The sequence below is a fragment of the Streptomyces pseudogriseolus genome, from assembly GCA_002154585.1.
Lineage (GTDB): Bacteria > Actinomycetota > Actinomycetes > Streptomycetales > Streptomycetaceae > Streptomyces > Streptomyces pseudogriseolus.
The window spans coordinates 1-15,437 of record MUNG01000112.1 but is presented as its reverse complement, the minus strand read 5'-3'; the positions used below and the strand labels follow the sequence as shown (position 1 = coordinate 15,437).

Genomic DNA, 15,437 nt, shown 5'->3' with positions numbered 1-15,437 from the left:
TCAACCCAGGGAATTGGGCTCGCCGCACAGTGTCCGGGAGATGCCTCATGACGGCTGAGGCGGTGGTCCCCGCGTGGATGCGTGAGCACATCCAATCGCCGCCCGGACGTCGTCGTCTACCGCGCGGACACGATCGACGTCACCCCGACCCGTCCTGAGCACGTGCTACTGCCACCCGGCAGGAGGAAAATTCACCAGCTGATCCACGAGATCACCAAGGCGATCGGCAACCCCGAGATCGCCCAGATGATCATCAACGTGGAGCACGCGGTGGGCGGTGACCTCATCAAGCAGTACGGCTCGGGCAGCATCGGCAAGGCACAGCACAGCGGCAGCGGGGGCATTCAGGCGTCATGAGCGGGGACCACATCCAGCAGTACGGGGCGGGCAGCATCGGCAAGGCCGAGCACACCGGGTCCGGGGACATCGTGACCGGCGGCAAGAACGTCGGCGTGACCGAGGCAGGGCCGGCGCTCCAGGCCCTGCTCACCGAAATCGAGCGGCTCCGCCCGCACTTGGACGCGGCGGACCGGGCCGAGGTGGACGCCGCCGCCGGCGCCATCACCGAGGAGACCTCCCCGGAACGCCGGCGCACCCTCGTGCAGCGCATCTCCGGCATCGCCGCCCTGGTCGGCGAGGTCGGCCTGCCCGTCGTCGCGGCCGGGAAGGCTCTGCTCTCCGGTTGAGGGCGCACCCGATGACGCGCCTACGGAGCCCTCGGCATCAGCGGGCATTCGCAGGCGTGAGGGTCCCGGGCCGGTACGGTCCGGGACCCCTCCGTGCGGCGTCTCAGCCCAGCGGGTTCGTCCTGTCCCTCAGGGTCGTCAGGACCTCGGTGTACAGGCGGGACTTGATCGTGCCCAGGGTGTTGCCCGCCTTGCCGGTCAGGGACTCAGCCAGGGACAGGGCCGTGGGGCGGACCTCCGTCTCCGGAACCGCGCGGTCCACGATCGACGCCGCCGCCGCGTCCACGCCCCCGTACCGCCGCGCCGTCGTCATCGCCTCGTGCGCCGTCTGCGGGGTCAGGCGGGCGCGGATCAGGGCCGACATGCCCGGGGTGAACGGGATGTCGATGTCCGCCTCCGGGAGGCACCAGTAGCCGCGGTCGGCGCGCATCACGCGGAAGTCGTGGGCCAGGGACAGCATCGCCCCGGCCGCGAACGTGTGGCCCTGGAGCGCGGCCACCGTCACCACCGGCAGCGACAGCAGCCGCGCGAACAGTTCGTGCACGGAGACCACGTAGTCGTGGTAGGCGTCCGCGTGGGCGAACAGCCACTCCAGGTCCAGGCCGTTGGACCAGAACTTGCCCGTCGCCGCCGTCACCAGGGCGCGCGGGCCCTCCGCCTTCTCCACCTCGTCGAACGCGGCACCGACCGCGGTGATCCAGTCGGGGTGGAAGCGGTTCTCGCCGTCTCCCAGGTCGAGGACGAAGACGTTCTCGTGGCGGTCCAGCGTGGGCATGGCGGCGCTCCGTTCACCTGTGGCCTACTGGTCGGTAACTTAAGGGGCCGGTGCAGGGAACGCAAGACACCGCCGGACGCCGGCGTACGTCACGAGTAGCTGAAGTCGCCCACCGTCCACGCGCTGACGTCCTCGATCGCCACCCGGTACATGCCGCCCGTCTCCGGGACGCCGACCGTGCCCTGGATGATCCGGGCGACGTGGAAATGGAGGTGGGTGGGCGGGCCCTCCCGCTTCACCGGGGAGTCGAAGACGGAGGCGAACTCGCCGAGCCGGTCCGAGTCCTTCAGTACCTCCGCGACCCTCTTCCGCCACACGGATTCGGGCGCCAGCCGGCCGGTGATGACGGCACCACCGGTGACCACGGTCAGAGACATCTGACTGCTCTGCCCCGCTTCCACGCGGGCTGCGATGTCTACGATCAGCTCGTCGGGCTTCACCATGGCCCGGATTCTATGCGGGGGCGCCCTGCGGCACGTCCCCGCTGTCCGGGACACGGGCCTCGCACGCCTTTGACCTGCCCGGACAAGGGGACGGTTGTCCGGGACAAGGTTTCCTGTTGATCTCGGCCGGCGCGGTCGGCACAGTCGTCGGTGTCGGGGGGCACGGGCCGTGGCGAGGGGGAGACCGCGGCCCGGCACCCCGCGACGGGTCGGCGCGCACACGGCTGCGGGGGCCCGGCATGTGGATCGTGCATGCGGGTCGGGCATGCGGATCAGGCATGGCGGGTTTCCCCGTTGTTCAGCGTGCAACGACCGCAGCAAGATGGCACGCATGGGGAACTTGCGTGAGTTGTCTCCGTACGCGGCCGAGGATGCCGCCGGTTTCGTCGAGTCGATGAGGCGGCTCAAGGAGCTGTCGGGGATGACCTTTCGCGAGCTGGAGGAGCAGGCCGGCCGGAACGGGGACGTGCTGGCGCGCAGCACCCTGGCCGACGTTCTCCGGCGTGACCGTCTGCCCCGGCCCGATGTCCTGGCCGCCTTCGTGCGCGCCTGCGGGGACGGACAGCGGGTCGGGGACTGGCTGGACGCCAGGGAGAGGATCGCGGAGGGGGGCGGACGGGCCGGCGGCACGCCTGAGCCGGCACCGGCCGCGTCCGCGTCCCCTCCCTCGTCCGCTCCCGCGCCGCGCGACGGACACGAGGAGGTGAGTGCGGTGGATCAGGTCGGCGAGGACGCTGTGGCCAGGACGCCACGGCGGCGACGGCAGTCCCTGCTCGCGCTCGCCGCCGTCGCCCTCCTCCTCGTCGCCGGCGCCGGCGTCCGGGCCTGGCAGTCCCGGGCGGAGGACCCGCGGGACGGCGCCTCCGACGACATCCCCGTCGCCAAGGGCGAGCGGCAGGCTCCCGTCGACGGCTGGGTCACCATCCGGCCCGCCGGACGGACCGACCTGTGCCTCACGGACGGACGGGACCGCCGCGGCGTCTACGGCAGCGCCGTCGCCGTGCACCTGCCCTGCGCCGAGGTCCCCGTGCCGCGTACGTATCTGGAGCCGGCCGGTGCGGGGCTGTACCGCGTCCAGTGGCACCATCCGGAGCTGGGCAAGGGGTGTCTGACCGTCATGGACACCGGCCCGGTGAAGGGCATGCTCGAACCGCGCGACGACTGCGCCAACGCCACCCTGTTCCGGCCCGAGCCCGCCCCCGAGGGCTCCGGCGCCCCCGGCGCCTACCGGCTCCGTACGGTGCCGGGCGCGCAGTGCGTGGGCACCGCCGACGACTCGGTCGCCGAGGGTGTGGAGGCCGTCCAGGAGCCCTGTGCGGACGCGGCGGGCTCCCTGGACCAGTACGTCGTCGTACGGCCGGACTGACGGCCTCAGGAGACGTCCACGCGCACCGGGTCGCCCAGCAGGCCGTCGGTGTAGGTCACGTACTGCGGCGTGAAGGTGCCCTTGCCGGTGACGGTGCCGGAGATGTTCTCGCCCGGGGCGAGGTCCACCGTGTCGATCTGCTCCTCGTCCACGCCGAGTTCGACGGTGTGCTTGGTGCCGCCGGTGTCGGTGATCGCGAAGTAGAGCGGGTTCACGCTCACCTCGTCGTCACCGTCGTTGGCGACGGTGACCCGCACGCTGGTGTAGTCGCTGCCGTCGGCCAGGACGCTCTTGCTGAACTCCGCGGGTTCCGCGGTGAGCTTCACCGGGCCGTCGGCCTGCTCGGACGCCTTCTTCTTCGTGTCCGGGCCCTTCTCCTCCGTACCGGCGGAGGAGTCGGCGGCCGTGTTCCCGCCGTCGTCGGAGCCGCCGCCGCTCGCCGACAGCGCGGCGATCAGGACGACGAGGCCGAGCGCGCCCGCGCAGCCGAGGCCCGCGACCTTCAGGAAGCGGCCCTTCCTCCGGGGCGGCGGGGGCGGGGTGCCCGGGAAGCCGTACCCCGGAGGCTGCGGGTACGGCTGCTGATTCGCGTGGGGCGGCTGCTGGTTGGCGTGGGGCGGCTGCTGGTTCGGGTCGTCCGGCTGGGTCACCGTGCTGGATCCCTCCTGGTCGTTCGCTTCGTGCGCGTAGATGACCTGCGAGGTATGCGAGCAGTTGCCCCGTACCGGACGGATTCACCCGATCGTGGCGGAGCGTCCCCGCCGCGATAATCGGGGCATGACCTCACCTCCTCTCGGCGTGGACGCCGTGCACGGGCGGCTGACGGGCGATCTGCTCGCCGTCGGGGCGCCGTACGGCCTGGTGCTGGCCGGCGGGGAGGCCGTACGGGCGCACGGGCTGGTCGAGGCGCGCGTGAGCGAGGGGGTGGATCTGGCCACCGAGCATCCCGCGGACATGGCCGGGATCGCCGGGGCGGTGCGGGCGGGGTTGGAAGGGCGCGGGTGGGCGGTCGAGGCGCCGGTGGCCGACCCGCTGGCGGCGCGGCTGGTCGTGACGGACGAGGCGTCCGGGGCGCGGTGGCGGGTCGATCTGCGCAAGGAGGTGCTGTGGCGGCCGCCGGTGACGACCGCGGCCGGTCCGGCGCTGGCGCTGGCGGATCTGGTCGGTACGCGGGTGCGGGCGCTGGCGGACCGCGGGCTGCCGCGTGACCTGGTGGACGTGCACGCGGCCGCGGACCGGTGGAGTCCGGCCGAATTGGAGGAGCTGGGGCGCCGGCACGCGCCGGACACCTTCGACCTGGCCGAGTTGCAGTCCCGGCTGACCGGCACGGAGTGGCTCGACGACCGGGGTTTCCGCGCGCAGGGGCTGGACGCGCCCGCGATCGAGGAGCTGCGGCGCTGGGCGCTGGCCTGGGCGGAGGACATCGCGGAGCGGCTGGTGGAGGGCGAGGACCCCGAGGAGTAGGGGCGGCCGCGGAGTAGGGGCGCGGCGGCCCCGGGGACTGAGGGTCCGCGGCCCCAGGGATCGGGGGCCCGGCAGCCCCGGGGACTGAGGGCCCGGCGGCCCCAGGGACTGAGGGTCCGCGGCCCCAGGGACTGGGAGTCCGGCGGCCCCGGGGCTGAAGGCCCGGCGACCCCGCGAGCGGCGGATTATCGTCAGGGCGGTCAGGGGATCGTCAGGGCGCGGAGCTAGGGTCGGGCCCATGACGACTACCGAGAACACCAGCGCCTCGCCGCTCGACGTCGAGATCGGCGCCCTGACCGGCGGCCCGGCCGACCTCTCCCAGTACGCGGGCCGTGCCGTGCTCGTCGTGAACGTGGCCTCCAAGTGCGGGCTGACCCCGCAGTACGAGGGTCTGGAGCGGCTGCACGAGCGGTACGCGGAGCGCGGGTTCACCGTGCTCGGTGTGCCCTGCAACCAGTTCCTGGGGCAGGAGCCGGGCTCCGCGGAGGAGATCGCCGAGTTCTGCTCGGCGACGTACGGGGTGACGTTCCCGATGACCGAGAAGGTCGAGGTGAACGGCGACGGCCGGCACCCGCTGTACGAGCGGCTGACGGGCTTCGCCGACGCCGAGGGGCACAGCGGGGACATCCGCTGGAACTTCGAGAAGTTCCTCGTCGGCCGGGACGGCGCCGTCGTGGCCCGGTTCTCGCCGCAGACCGAGCCGGAGTCGGCGGAGGTCGTGGCGGCCGTGGAGAAGGCTCTGGGCTGACGGTTGACCTTGCCCTTGGGTCAAGGGAGAGCGTCTGCGTCACCGGGCGGAGGGACCGCCCGGTGACGGAGACTGTCGACGTGGACGAGGAACTGCTCTCCATCGGGGCGTTCGCGGCCCGTAGCCGCCTGTCGGCCAAGGCGCTGCGGTTGTACGACCGGCTGGGGCTGCTGGCGCCGGCGCGGGTCGACGCGGACACCGGCTACCGGTACTACCGGGCGGACCAGGTGGAACGGGCCCGGCTGGTGGCGCTGTTGCGGCAGCTGGACATGCCGCTGGCGCGGATCGCCAAGGTGGTGGACGCGGGCGACGGGGCGGCGCAGGCGCGCCGGCTGGACGCGTACTGGGCCGACGTCGAGGCGCGGCACGCCTCGAGGCGGACGCTCGCCGGCTATCTCCGTGGACGGTTGTCGGGGAGGAGCCTCGAGATGTACGGGAAGTTCACGGTGGAGACGGTCGACGTGCCGGAGCAGGTGGTGATCACCGAGTCGCGGCACATCCTGGCGGACGAGCTGCCGGCGTGGATCGGCGCGTCGCTGGGGCGGCTGGAGGAGGGCGCCCGCGCCTGCGGCGGGGTGACCGGGTCGCCGTTCGTCGTCTACCACTCCGAGGTGTCGGTGGAGAGCGACGGGCCCGCGGAGGCGTGCGTGCCGGTCGCCGACGCGGCGGCGGCCCGCGCCTGGGCCGCGGAGCGGGGCCGGGCCCGGGGGACGACGGTGCGGGTGGAGCCGGCGATGCGGCTGGCCCGCACCCGGATCGCCAAGGCGCAGGTCGCGCATCCGCAGATCCTGGCCGCGTTCGAGGCGGTGGAGGAGTGGATGCGGGAGCGGGGGCTGACGTACGCGGGGCCCTGCCGGGAGATCTACTTCGCGGACTGGGACGCGGCGGGCCCGGAGGACCTGGTGTGCGACGTCGCCTTCCCGGTGACGGTCGCGGAGGCGGAGGCGGAACCGGGGATCACGGCGGGCTGAGCCCGCGGGCCTGGACGCGTGCGGCCGGTCGCGGGGTTCCTGCGGCCGGCCGTGTCCTCGTCCCGCCGGAGGCGTGAGGCGCGAGCCGGCCCTCTCGGCAAGGACGGCGGACTCGTCGAGAGGGCCTGTCGGTGGTGTGCCGGTGCCTGCGCCGGGGCGCTAGGACTTGACCGAGGTCACGAAGGCGTACCACGCGTCGGCCGGGAACGCCAGCTTCGGCCCCTCGGGGATCTTTGTGTCCCCGAGCTCCAGCGCCTCCTCGGTGGTCGACCTGACCATCACGCAGGCGCCGTTGTTGTTGGTGTAGGAGGACGTCGTCCACGTTTCCGTGGCGCCCAGACGAATTGCCATGTTCGCTCCGTAGCCAGATGCTGAGTTGCTGTCACCGGCCTGCGCATTCCGGCGTGGACCGCAGAACGGATTGCGCCAACCGTCGGTGCTGGGTTGGCGTGATCGACGCTACTCGTCACCCTCGTCGTCCGGAGTGGCCGTTCACTCGACCAGGTGGCATATTCCAGGCGGGACTTCCAGTCCTAGCTGGCTCCGGTGTATCATCCGGCGCTTCAGTAGCGGGAGTTCACCGCGCGTACTCCTTCGCGAGCCGCTCCACCAGCCGCCGTGACTGCTCCACGTTCAGCGACTGCGCCCTCAGGTGCTCGTACATCACCGTGTACTTCTGCACGTCGTGCGGCTTCTCCAGGTACAGGTCGCTGGTGACGCCCTCGATGTAGACGACGCTGGAGTCGGCCGCGTCGGCGAACTCCAGGATGGAGTACTGGCCGTTGATGCCCGCGTGCGCGCCGACCTCGAACGGCAGCACCTGCACGGTGACGTGCGGCAGCTGGCTCAGCTCCAGGACGTGCTCGAGCTGCTCGCGCATCACCTGACGGCTGCCGACGACGCGGTGCAGCGCGGCCTCGTCGAGCACCACCCACAGCCGCAGCGGGTCCTGTTCGGCGGTGATCCGGCTCTGCCGGCGCAGCCGCACCTCCACCCGCTTGTCGTTCTCCTGCTCGCTGGACTCCGGCGAGCCGCCCTGCACGATCGCCTCCGCGTACGCGCGGGTCTGGAGCAGGCCGGTGATGATCTGCGGCTCGTACACCCGCAGCGACTCCGCGTCCGTCTCCAGACCGATGTAGACGCTGTACGGGATGTCGCCGAACGCGTGCCACCAGCCCTGCTGGCGGGAGTCCTTGGCCATCTGCATCAGCGAGTCGACGATCCGCTGGTCCTCGACCTCGTACACCCCGCACAGGTCGCGCACGTCGCGCTGGCTGATGCTGCGGCGGCCGTTCTCCAGCCGGCTGATCTTCGACTGCGACACCAGCAGCCGCTCCGCGACCTCCTCGGCCGTCATGCCCTTCAGCTCACGGAGCCGGCGCAGCTCCTGGCCGAGCCGGCGCCGCCGGACGGTGGGATTGACATTGGACGCCACGGGACGTGCACCTCCGGCTGCGTGCCTCGTACTTGTACCTGCACGATGTACTTGCTTGCGCGGTGTACCTGGACTTCGTACGTGCCACTTTCTGTGTCTGCTCGATGAGCAGACTGCCACCAACGTGCGTACTACCGCTGGGAAATGGTGGATATACGACCGGTACACGCCAGGTTACGGCCCCGCGGGCACGCCGAGCGGGGCGGAGAGAGCCCGTGTGTTCTCTCCGCCCCGCTCGGACAGCGGCTCCCGTGACCGGGTCAGTGGGCGGCGGCGCGTGCCATGGATCCGCGGTGTGGCTGCGCCGGGACGCCGCGTGCGGGTTCCGGCGCGCCCCTGCCGCCGGGGGCCTGCCGGCCCGCCGGTGCGGAGCTGCGGCGCGGCTGGGCCGCGACGCCGTTCTGGACGTCCATCACCGCGTGCGCGACGAGTCCGCCCATCGGGTCGTGCCGGATCAGGTCCCGCAGCCGGGAGCGCGAGGAGCGACCCTCGTTCCCCGGGTACAGGTGCTTGCCGAGGCCCACCGCGTGCGCCAGCGCGGCGAGCGCCGCCGTCCGCGGGTCCGGCGGTACGCCGGTACGGATCGCGGAGTCCAGCCGGGCCCTGATCTCCCGGCTGATCTCGGTGTCCGTCGCCTGGTACCGGGTCGTCGGCAAGACCCCGCACATCTGGCCGGCCACGGCGTGCACCATGCCGCACCGCTCCAGATGCGAGAGGTAGGTCTGGCGGAGCCCGAGTCGGGGCCCGCCGATCCAGTGGACGGCCCGCACGGGGGCGCCGCGCCTTCGCAGCAACTCCAGTGCGCTGTCCAGTGTCGGGTCTCCAGTCGGCCGTGGCACCACCACGGCGATACGATCCCCGTCTGGGGCTATCCGTCCGGCCAGCGCCAGCTCCACTAGCTGTGCTCCGGCCAGACCGAGGTCGAGCGACTGCGGCTGTGCAGTGGTACCCGTGGCCGGGTCCAACGCCAGCAGCAGAAGCTCCTCCGGAAGTGTTCTGCGGCTCCTGCCCATCCATGCCTCCCCGCGTGGATGAATGACAGGGTGACCCCTCTCACATTGGTCTGTCGAGGGTGCGTGACCGGTTCGTAGTGGAACCGGTAGGTATGTCGTTCTCGTCTACCGCGTGGGGTAAGCCCGCACACAGGACACTGGTACATGGTTCGGACAGCGCTTCTTAGCGGTGTCACGGGCGGGCGGTTCACGGTTCGGTTGGCGGCACGCGGGGCGTGCGGCACATGGAGGAGGCATCGGTGGCGGGCGAGTCCCCCGACAGGTCGAAGCAGCGCGAGTCGTCGGCAGAACAGACGTCGGGGAGCGCCGGGCCGGTTCCCGAGAAGCAGGATCCCCGCCTCGCGGTGGCCCGTGAGCGGGAGAAGGAGCGTGCCGCCGGCTCCGGGGCCGGGTCCGGGTCCGACTCGGGGTCCGCCGAGGGCCGGGGGAAGGGCGACACGGCGACGCGCGTGCTGACGGTTCGGGAGGCCTCGGCCTCCGAACCGGAGGGTGAGTCGGGTACGGATGACGCACCCGTCGACGGCGACGCCGGCGGTCCTGGCGAGGGCGCGGGGAACGGTGACGGGCGTCTGCGGGAGGCCGTCGCGACGTGGGTGCGGTCGGCGGAGCCGGAGGAGGCGGAGGAGGCGTCCAAGGACGCGGAGGCCGGCGCCGAGGACCCGGGGGACGACTCGGACTCGGATGAGCCGGAGGCGGCGTCCGACGCGGAGGAGGAGGCCGCGGCGGGCGACGAGGACGCCGGCGGCAAGGGCGAAGCCGCCGGTGACGACGCGTCCGACGAGGCGACCGAGGGCGAGGGCCCGAAGGGTGAGAGCCCGAAGGGTGAGAGCCCGAAGGGCGAGACCCGCGAGGGCGAGACCCGCGATGGCGACGACGCCGAAGGCAGCAACGGGCGTCAGACCGAGGCCGGCGACGCCAAGGGCGCCGAGGACGACGCCGACGAGGACAAGGCCGCGGATGCCAAGGCCGCCGGCACCGATGCCACGGTTGACAAGGCCGAGGACGACGACAGCGACGGCGACGACGACAAGGGCGGAAACGCCAAGGCCACCGCCAAGGACGGCGACAAGGCCGCCGACTCCCCCGTCGATCAGCCCACCGCCGTCTTCCGGGCGCCGCGGCCCGCCGAGTCGGGGGTCGATCAGCCGACCACCATGCTCAAGGTGGGCGACGCGGCCGCCCGCAACCGCACCGGCGCCCCCGAGGCCGAGCGGACCAGCAAGTTCGTCGCGCTCAAGGACGACCCCGCCATACGGCAGACGCCGCGTCAGGGCGGGCCCGCGGCGGCCGAGTCGACGACGTTCCTGCCGCAGGTCGGCCCGGAGCGGACGACGCAGCAGCCGTTGCCGCCGAAGCCGCCGCTGGATCTGCTGGCCGAGCTGACCAACACCCCGCCGCCCCCGCAGACCCCGCTGCGGACGGCCGTGCGGCGGATCAAGATCTGGACGCCGCTGGTACTCCTGCTGCTGATCGTCTTCGCGGTCGTGCAGAACGTCCGGCCGCTTCCGGCGCCCACCCTGGTGCTCACCGCGGAGGACACCCACATCTTCGACGGCGACCAGGTGAAGCTGCCCTGGCCGGACGAGGGGCAGGGGTGGATGAGCGGCGACGGCATCGGCACGATGGACCACTTCGGTGAGCAGGAGCCGGTCGCCATCGGCTCGGTCGCCAAGACCATGACGGCGTACATCATCCTGCGCGACCACCCGCTGAAGCCGGGTGAGGAAGGCCCGAAGATCGAGGTCGACGCGAAGGCGGAGGAGGAGGGCGGCTACGACAAGGCCGGCGAGTCCACGCTCAACACCGTCAAGGCCGGTGACTTCCTCACCGAGAAGCAGGCGCTGTCGGCCGTCATGATTCCGTCCGCGAACAACATCGCGCGTCTGCTGGCGCGCTGGGACGCGGGCTCCGAGGAGGCGTTCGTCAAGAAGATGAACGACACCGCCAAGGAGCTCGGGATGACCAACACGACGTACACCGACCCCTCGGGGCTGAAGGAGACCACCGTCTCCACCGCCGAGGACCAGACGAAGCTCGGCATCGTGGCCATGAGGAACCCGGCCATGGTGGCCATCACCAGCGCGGCCAGCTGGACGGACCCGAGCGGGCAGTACTGGAGCAACTACAACGAGCTGCCCTACACGATGGGCGCGATCGGCATCAAGACCGGCTCCACCACCAAGGCCGGCGGCAACCTGCTCTTCGCCGCCCGCAAGGAGGTAAGCGGCCAGGAGGTCACCGTCGTCGGCGCGATCCTCGGCCAGCACAAGGGCCCGTCGATCCTGGACACGGTCAACGAGGTCAGCAAGCCCGCGCTGCGCGCCGCCCAGGATGCGCTGACCTCGGCGACCATCCTGAAGAAGGGCACCGTCGTCGGGTACGCGGACGACGGTCTCGGCGGCCGTACGCCCGTCGCCGTCACCGAGGACGTCAAGGCCGTCGGCTGGGCGGGGCTCGAGGTGAAGCTGACGTTCGCCGGGACGGAGCTGCCGCACACGGCGAAGGCCGGGACCAAGGTCGGCACGCTCACCGTGGGTGACGGCGAGAACGGGGCCGTCAAGGTGCCGGTCGCTCTGCAGGCGGACCTCGTGGAGCCCGGCTTCACGGACAAGCTGACCCGGGTCGCCTGACCCGGCGGCTGATCGACGAGGGCCGCACCCCGCGGGCCGCCGCCCACCCGGGCGGACGGTCCGCGGGGTGCGTGCTAGCGTCACGAAACGGGCAGTGAACGGGCGATGAACGGGAACACGGGGAGTGCCGAAGGTGGCGACAGCGGAGCCGACACGCGCCGACGACGCGCACCCGGGCCCGGAGGCCGGCCCGCGAATACCCGCATCGGAGCACGAACCCGGGCGCGCCCCGGACAAGACGCCGGACGGGGACGCGCCTCCCGGCGCCCCTCCGGGTGGTGACCCCCCGGGCCGGCGCGGCCGGATGACGTCCGCCGTCCTCGCCGTGCGCGAGCGCATGCTGCGCCACCCCGTGCTGTCGGTCACCGCCCTGTCCGGGCTGCTGCACGTCGTCTGGTTCTTCACCTTCGCGAACAGCGGCGGCGACCTCGCCGCGCAGGACGCGTGGGCCGAGTTCGTGGGCCGGCACCCCGACTCCGCGTACAACCTGGCCTGGTACGGCGGCATGCACCCGGTGTCGTACAGCGTGGTGTCGCCGTACCTGATGTCGCTGCTCGGCGTGCGAACCACGATGATGATCGCCGGCACGGTGGCGGCGGGTCTGCTCACGCTGGTGCTGATGCGCAGCCGGTCCGTGCGCAACCCGCTGTGGGCCGCGCTCGCGGGCGTCTTCGCGCTGCTGTGCAACGCCGCGTCCGGCCGGGTGACGTACGGGCTGGGGACGATGTTCGGGCTCGGCGCGGTCGCGGTCGTCTTCTGCTGGCCGTACCGGTGGCGGTACAAGCGCTGGGCGAAGGCGCTGTGCGCGGCTCCGCTGGCGGCGCTCGCGACGATGGCCTCGCCGGTCGCGGGCCTGTTCGTGGGCCTGGTCGCGGTGGCGCTGTTCCTCCAGAAGCGGCGGCCGGGGGCCTGGGCGCTGGGGCTCGCGCCCAGCGCGGTGGTCGCGGTGTCGGCGTGGCTGTTCCCGTTCTCCGGCACGCAGCCGATGGGGTTCGGCTCGGTGGTGCTGCCGCTGGTGTACTCGGTGCTGGTGTACGTCCTGGTACCGAAGGACTGGAAGACGGTACGGATCACGGCCGCGGTGTACGGGCTCGGGGTGGTGCTGGTCTGGCTGATCAGCTCGCAGATCGGGTCGAACATGACCCGTCTCGCCATGCTCTTCGGCGGGGTGGTGCTCGTGGCGGCGCTGCCGTTCGCCGAGCCCCGGTCCCGCAAGTGGTACGCGCTGGTCGTCGCCGTGGTCGGCTTCACCTGCTGGATCGGCGTGAAGTCGGTGAACGACGTGGTGAACACGACGCCCGCCGCGTCCTGGGCGCGTGAGCTGGCGCCGCTGGTGAACGAGCTCCAGGAGGTCGGCGCCGAGCAGGGCCGGGTGGAGGTCGTCCCGGCCCGCTCGCACCGCGAGGCGTCCGCGCTGGCGCCGTACGTGAACCTGGCGCGCGGCTGGAACCGCCAGGCCGACATGGAGCGCAACCCGCTCTTCTACGACGACACCCTCAACGCGGCCAACTACCACGAGTGGCTGAAGCGCTGGGGCGTGCACTACGTGGTGCTGCCGAAGGACGAGCCGGACGGCGACGGCGGCCAGCGCGAGCGGGAGCTGGTGCAGCGCGGGCTGCCGTATCTGAAGCAGGTGTGGGGCGACGCCAACTGGCAACTGTTCGAGGTGCAGGCGCCGACCCCGCTGGCGGAGCCCAACACGGTCGTGGAGCGCGCCGAGCAGGGCGAGTGGACGCTGCGGGTGGAGAAGCCGGGCCGGATCCTCATCCGGGTGCCGTACTCGCCGTGGCTGGGTCTGGTCGACGCCGAGGGCAAGGCGCTGGACCCGCCCCAGGAGACGGAGGAGTCCGAGAACCGCCCGGAGGACGAGCCGAAGACGTTCGACAACGTGCACGGCTGCCTGATGGAGACGGAGGAGGACGCCAACGGCGACCAGTGGACGGTGCTGCTGGCGCCCGAGGCGGGGACGTACCGGCTGGCGGCCCCGTACAAGTGGGGTGAGCGGGGGACGCCCTGCCCGGAGGAGCTGCGCTGACGTCCTGTTGAGTTCCTGCTGAGTCCGGCCCCGGGGAAGGTTCTCCGGGGCCTTCTCTTGTCGCCGTCGCGTTCAGGACACTGAACGCCAGTCAGCGCAACGAACGTTTTTACCGTCTCTTGACCTGTCGTTTTCTTGTCGTGCTCCCGCCACAGTGCCCACGATGAGCGGGCACTTCGCGCCCTTCCCTGTTCCTGCCCCGCTCAGGCGAAGTGCCAACCAGCTGAGCGGTGTTCACAAGGCGGACCCTGGAAGGGGGGACATGAACGGTCTCGACTGGGCGGTGCTCATCGGCTACTTCGCCGTGATGGTCGCCATCGGTGTCTGGTCCCACAAGCGGGTGGACAACGTCAGCGACTTCTTCACCGCCGGCGGCAAGATGCCCTGGTGGCTCTCCGGGATCTCCCACCACATGTCGGGCTACAGCGCGGTGATGTTCACCGGGTACGCCGGCATCGCCTACACCTACGGCGTCACGTCGTTCGTCACCTGGTCCTTCCCCATCGCCCTCGGCATCGCCATCGGCTCCCGGCTGTTCGCCCCGCGGATCAACCGGCTGCGCTCCCGGCTGCACGTGGCGTCGCCGCTTGAGTACCTCAAGAACCGCTACGACCTGCGCACCCAGCAGGCGCTGGCCTGGTCCGGGATGCTGCTGAAGATCGTGGACGTGGGCGCGAAGTGGGCGGCCATCGCCACCCTGCTGTCGGTGTTCACCGGGGTCTCGCTGAACCAGGGCATCCTCATCACCGGCGCGGTCACCGCCGTCTACTGCACCATCGGCGGACTGTGGGCGGACGCGCTGACCGAACTCGGGCAGTTCGTCATCCAGCTGCTGGCCGGCATCGCGATGTTCGTCGCGGTGGTGCTGGAGCTCGGCGACCACGGCGGCTTCCTCGGCGCGTGGGACCAGCCCGAGCTGCAAGGACACGGCGAGCCGCTGGTCGGCCCCTACGGCACGGTGTTCCTGCTGGCGTTCCTCTTCATCAAGCTGTTCGAGTACAACGGCGGGATGCTCAACCAGGCCCAGCGGTACATGGCCACCTCCAACGCGCGGGAGGCGGCGCGGTCCGCGCGGCTGTCCGCGGTGCTGTGGCTGGTCTGGCCGCTGGTGCTGTTCTTCCCGATGTGGATGTCGCCGCTGCTGGTGGAGTCGCAGAAGGCGGACGGGTCCGACTCCTACGCCCTGATGACCGAGCAGCTGCTGCCGCACGGGCTGCTGGGGCTGGTCATCGTCGGGTTCTTCTCCCACACGATGGCCATGTGCTCCTCGGACGCCAACGCGATCGCCGCCGTGTTCACCCGGGACGTGGCGCCGGTGCTGTCCGCCCGGGCGCGGGCGTGGGGCGAGCGGTCGGGTCTGGTCGCGGCGCGGGTCACGACCGTGGTGTTCCTGGGGCTGTCCATGGCCGTGGCCACGCAGGTGGACTCGCCGACGTTCAAGGACATCATCACCGTGGTGATCAAGTGGGTGGCCGGGCTGATGGGGCCGATCGCCATTCCGATGATGCTGGGGCTGCTGCGGCCGTTCCGGCGGTCCGGGCCGACGGCGGCGCTGACCAGCTGGGGGCTGGGGCTGGTGGCGTTCTGGCTGGTGAACTATCCGGTCAACTGGTCGGTGGAGGGTGGGGTGCCGTTGGAGTACCAGGTGTCCATTCCGCTGGCGGTTTCGCTGGTGCTGTATGTGGTGGTCGGGTTCGTGAAGCCGGAGGACACTCCGGGGAGGATGGCGATCATCGAGCGGGTCAACACGGACGACGACGAGTCGGGTGCGGTTGTTCCGGCGCCGGCGCCCGCGTCTGCGGGGGATGCCGGGGTGGCCGTGAAGGAGTAGGGGGTTTTTCGCCCCCGCCGCCCCTTCCCGTCCCGTCCCT

General features: G+C 71.6%; 14 protein-coding genes and 1 pseudogene. 9 read left to right on the top strand and 6 right to left on the bottom strand.

Going from position 1 to position 15,437, the window contains the following annotated elements:
* Window positions 1–81: 81 nt before the first annotated feature.
* Both CCN29_RS35325 and CCN29_RS11815 read left to right on the top strand, forming a co-directional pair.
* Window positions 82–171 (top strand): annotated as a pseudogene (locus CCN29_RS35325) (Uma2 family endonuclease); the annotation flags it as partial.
* 182 nt (window positions 172–353) lie between these two features.
* Window positions 354–686 (top strand): hypothetical protein, encoded by a 333-nt coding sequence (locus CCN29_RS11815; RefSeq protein WP_031062441.1) that lies wholly within the window; start codon window positions 354–356, stop codon window positions 684–686.
* A 103-nt stretch (window positions 687–789) separates the two neighbouring features.
* On the opposite strand, the gene CCN29_RS11810 is transcribed toward CCN29_RS11815, so the two are convergent.
* Both CCN29_RS11810 and CCN29_RS11805 read right to left on the bottom strand, forming a co-directional pair.
* On the bottom strand, window positions 790–1,461 hold the full coding sequence (locus tag CCN29_RS11810; protein WP_086681525.1) for an enoyl-CoA hydratase-related protein: 672 nt from the start codon (window positions 1,459–1,461) through the stop codon (window positions 790–792).
* An 89-nt stretch (window positions 1,462–1,550) separates the two neighbouring features.
* Complete coding sequence (locus CCN29_RS11805; RefSeq protein ID WP_006135742.1) at window positions 1,551–1,904, bottom strand: hypothetical protein; 354 nt, start codon at window positions 1,902–1,904, stop codon at window positions 1,551–1,553.
* A 331-nt stretch (window positions 1,905–2,235) separates the two neighbouring features.
* On the opposite strand from CCN29_RS11805, the gene CCN29_RS11800 reads away from it, so the two are divergent.
* Window positions 2,236–3,270, top strand: a complete 1,035-nt coding sequence (locus CCN29_RS11800) for a helix-turn-helix domain-containing protein (RefSeq protein WP_234315810.1) — start codon at window positions 2,236–2,238, stop codon at window positions 3,268–3,270.
* A 5-nt stretch (window positions 3,271–3,275) separates the two neighbouring features.
* Here CCN29_RS11800 and CCN29_RS11795 read toward each other — a convergent pair whose 3' ends face one another.
* Window positions 3,276–3,920 carry a DUF4352 domain-containing protein gene (locus CCN29_RS11795; RefSeq protein ID WP_086681522.1) on the bottom strand — a complete coding sequence of 215 codons (645 nt, stop codon included), beginning with the start codon at window positions 3,918–3,920 and terminating at the stop codon, window positions 3,276–3,278.
* Between the two features lie 127 nt (window positions 3,921–4,047).
* Between CCN29_RS11795 and CCN29_RS11790 the strand changes: the two genes are divergently transcribed.
* The 3 genes from CCN29_RS11790 (at window position 4,048) to CCN29_RS11780 (ending at window position 6,453) form a co-directional block, all read left to right on the top strand.
* A complete protein-coding gene (locus CCN29_RS11790; RefSeq protein ID WP_031021507.1) occupies window positions 4,048–4,734 on the top strand; it encodes a nucleotidyl transferase AbiEii/AbiGii toxin family protein in 687 nt (228 codons plus the stop codon).
* Window positions 4,735–4,972: 238 nt separating this feature from the next.
* A complete protein-coding gene (locus CCN29_RS11785) occupies window positions 4,973–5,482 on the top strand; it encodes a glutathione peroxidase (protein WP_006135738.1) in 510 nt (169 codons plus the stop codon).
* Between the two features lie 62 nt (window positions 5,483–5,544).
* A complete protein-coding gene (locus CCN29_RS11780) occupies window positions 5,545–6,453 on the top strand; it encodes a MerR family transcriptional regulator (RefSeq protein WP_086681519.1) in 909 nt (302 codons plus the stop codon).
* A 159-nt stretch (window positions 6,454–6,612) separates the two neighbouring features.
* Here the strand turns inward: CCN29_RS11780 and CCN29_RS11775 are convergent, their stop codons facing one another.
* The 3 genes from CCN29_RS11775 to CCN29_RS11765 all read right to left on the bottom strand — a co-directional run bounded on the left by CCN29_RS11775 (window position 6,613) and on the right by CCN29_RS11765 (window position 8,901).
* On the bottom strand, window positions 6,613–6,804 hold the full coding sequence (locus tag CCN29_RS11775; protein ID WP_086681516.1) for a DUF397 domain-containing protein: 192 nt from the start codon (window positions 6,802–6,804) through the stop codon (window positions 6,613–6,615).
* Between the two features lie 226 nt (window positions 6,805–7,030).
* Entirely contained in the window at window positions 7,031–7,888 is an 858-nt protein-coding gene (locus tag CCN29_RS11770; protein WP_006135734.1) for a helix-turn-helix domain-containing protein, read from the bottom strand.
* A 260-nt stretch (window positions 7,889–8,148) separates the two neighbouring features.
* Window positions 8,149–8,901, bottom strand: coding sequence for a GOLPH3/VPS74 family protein (locus tag CCN29_RS11765; RefSeq protein WP_006135733.1), 753 nt, complete (start codon window positions 8,899–8,901; stop codon window positions 8,149–8,151).
* A gap of 224 nt (window positions 8,902–9,125) precedes the next feature.
* Here CCN29_RS11765 and CCN29_RS11760 point away from each other — a divergent pair, with 224 nt between their 5' ends.
* From CCN29_RS11760 to CCN29_RS11750, 3 genes are all read left to right on the top strand, one after another.
* Complete coding sequence (locus CCN29_RS11760) at window positions 9,126–11,531, top strand: D-alanyl-D-alanine carboxypeptidase (protein ID WP_442538329.1); 2,406 nt, start codon at window positions 9,126–9,128, stop codon at window positions 11,529–11,531.
* Window positions 11,532–11,664: 133 nt separating this feature from the next.
* Window positions 11,665–13,566, top strand: coding sequence for a DUF8823 domain-containing protein (locus tag CCN29_RS11755; RefSeq protein ID WP_031021516.1), 1,902 nt, complete (start codon window positions 11,665–11,667; stop codon window positions 13,564–13,566).
* Between the two features lie 262 nt (window positions 13,567–13,828).
* Entirely contained in the window at window positions 13,829–15,397 is a 1,569-nt protein-coding gene (locus CCN29_RS11750; RefSeq protein ID WP_031062455.1) for a sodium:solute symporter family protein, read from the top strand.
* The last annotated feature ends 40 nt before the right edge of the window (window positions 15,398–15,437 follow it).

Excerpts from the sequence above, each read along its gene's own strand:
- CCN29_RS11765 (WP_006135733.1), bottom strand. The coding sequence starts at position 8,901 with ATGGGCAGGAGCCGCAGAACACTTCCGGAGGAGCTTCTGCTGCTGGCG.
- CCN29_RS11800 (WP_234315810.1), top strand. The coding sequence starts at position 2,236 with ATGGGGAACTTGCGTGAGTTGTCTCCGTACGCGGCCGAGGATGCCGCC.
- CCN29_RS11760 (WP_442538329.1), top strand. The coding sequence starts at position 9,126 with ATGGAGGAGGCATCGGTGGCGGGCGAGTCCCCCGACAGGTCGAAGCAG.
- CCN29_RS11785 (WP_006135738.1), top strand. The coding sequence starts at position 4,973 with ATGACGACTACCGAGAACACCAGCGCCTCGCCGCTCGACGTCGAGATC.
- CCN29_RS11750 (WP_031062455.1), top strand. The coding sequence starts at position 13,829 with ATGAACGGTCTCGACTGGGCGGTGCTCATCGGCTACTTCGCCGTGATG.
- CCN29_RS11810 (WP_086681525.1), bottom strand. The coding sequence starts at position 1,461 with ATGCCCACGCTGGACCGCCACGAGAACGTCTTCGTCCTCGACCTGGGA.
- CCN29_RS11805 (WP_006135742.1), bottom strand. The coding sequence starts at position 1,904 with ATGGTGAAGCCCGACGAGCTGATCGTAGACATCGCAGCCCGCGTGGAA.
- CCN29_RS11775 (WP_086681516.1), bottom strand. The coding sequence starts at position 6,804 with ATGGCAATTCGTCTGGGCGCCACGGAAACGTGGACGACGTCCTCCTAC.
- CCN29_RS11790 (WP_031021507.1), top strand. The coding sequence starts at position 4,048 with ATGACCTCACCTCCTCTCGGCGTGGACGCCGTGCACGGGCGGCTGACG.
- CCN29_RS11815 (WP_031062441.1), top strand. The coding sequence starts at position 354 with ATGAGCGGGGACCACATCCAGCAGTACGGGGCGGGCAGCATCGGCAAG.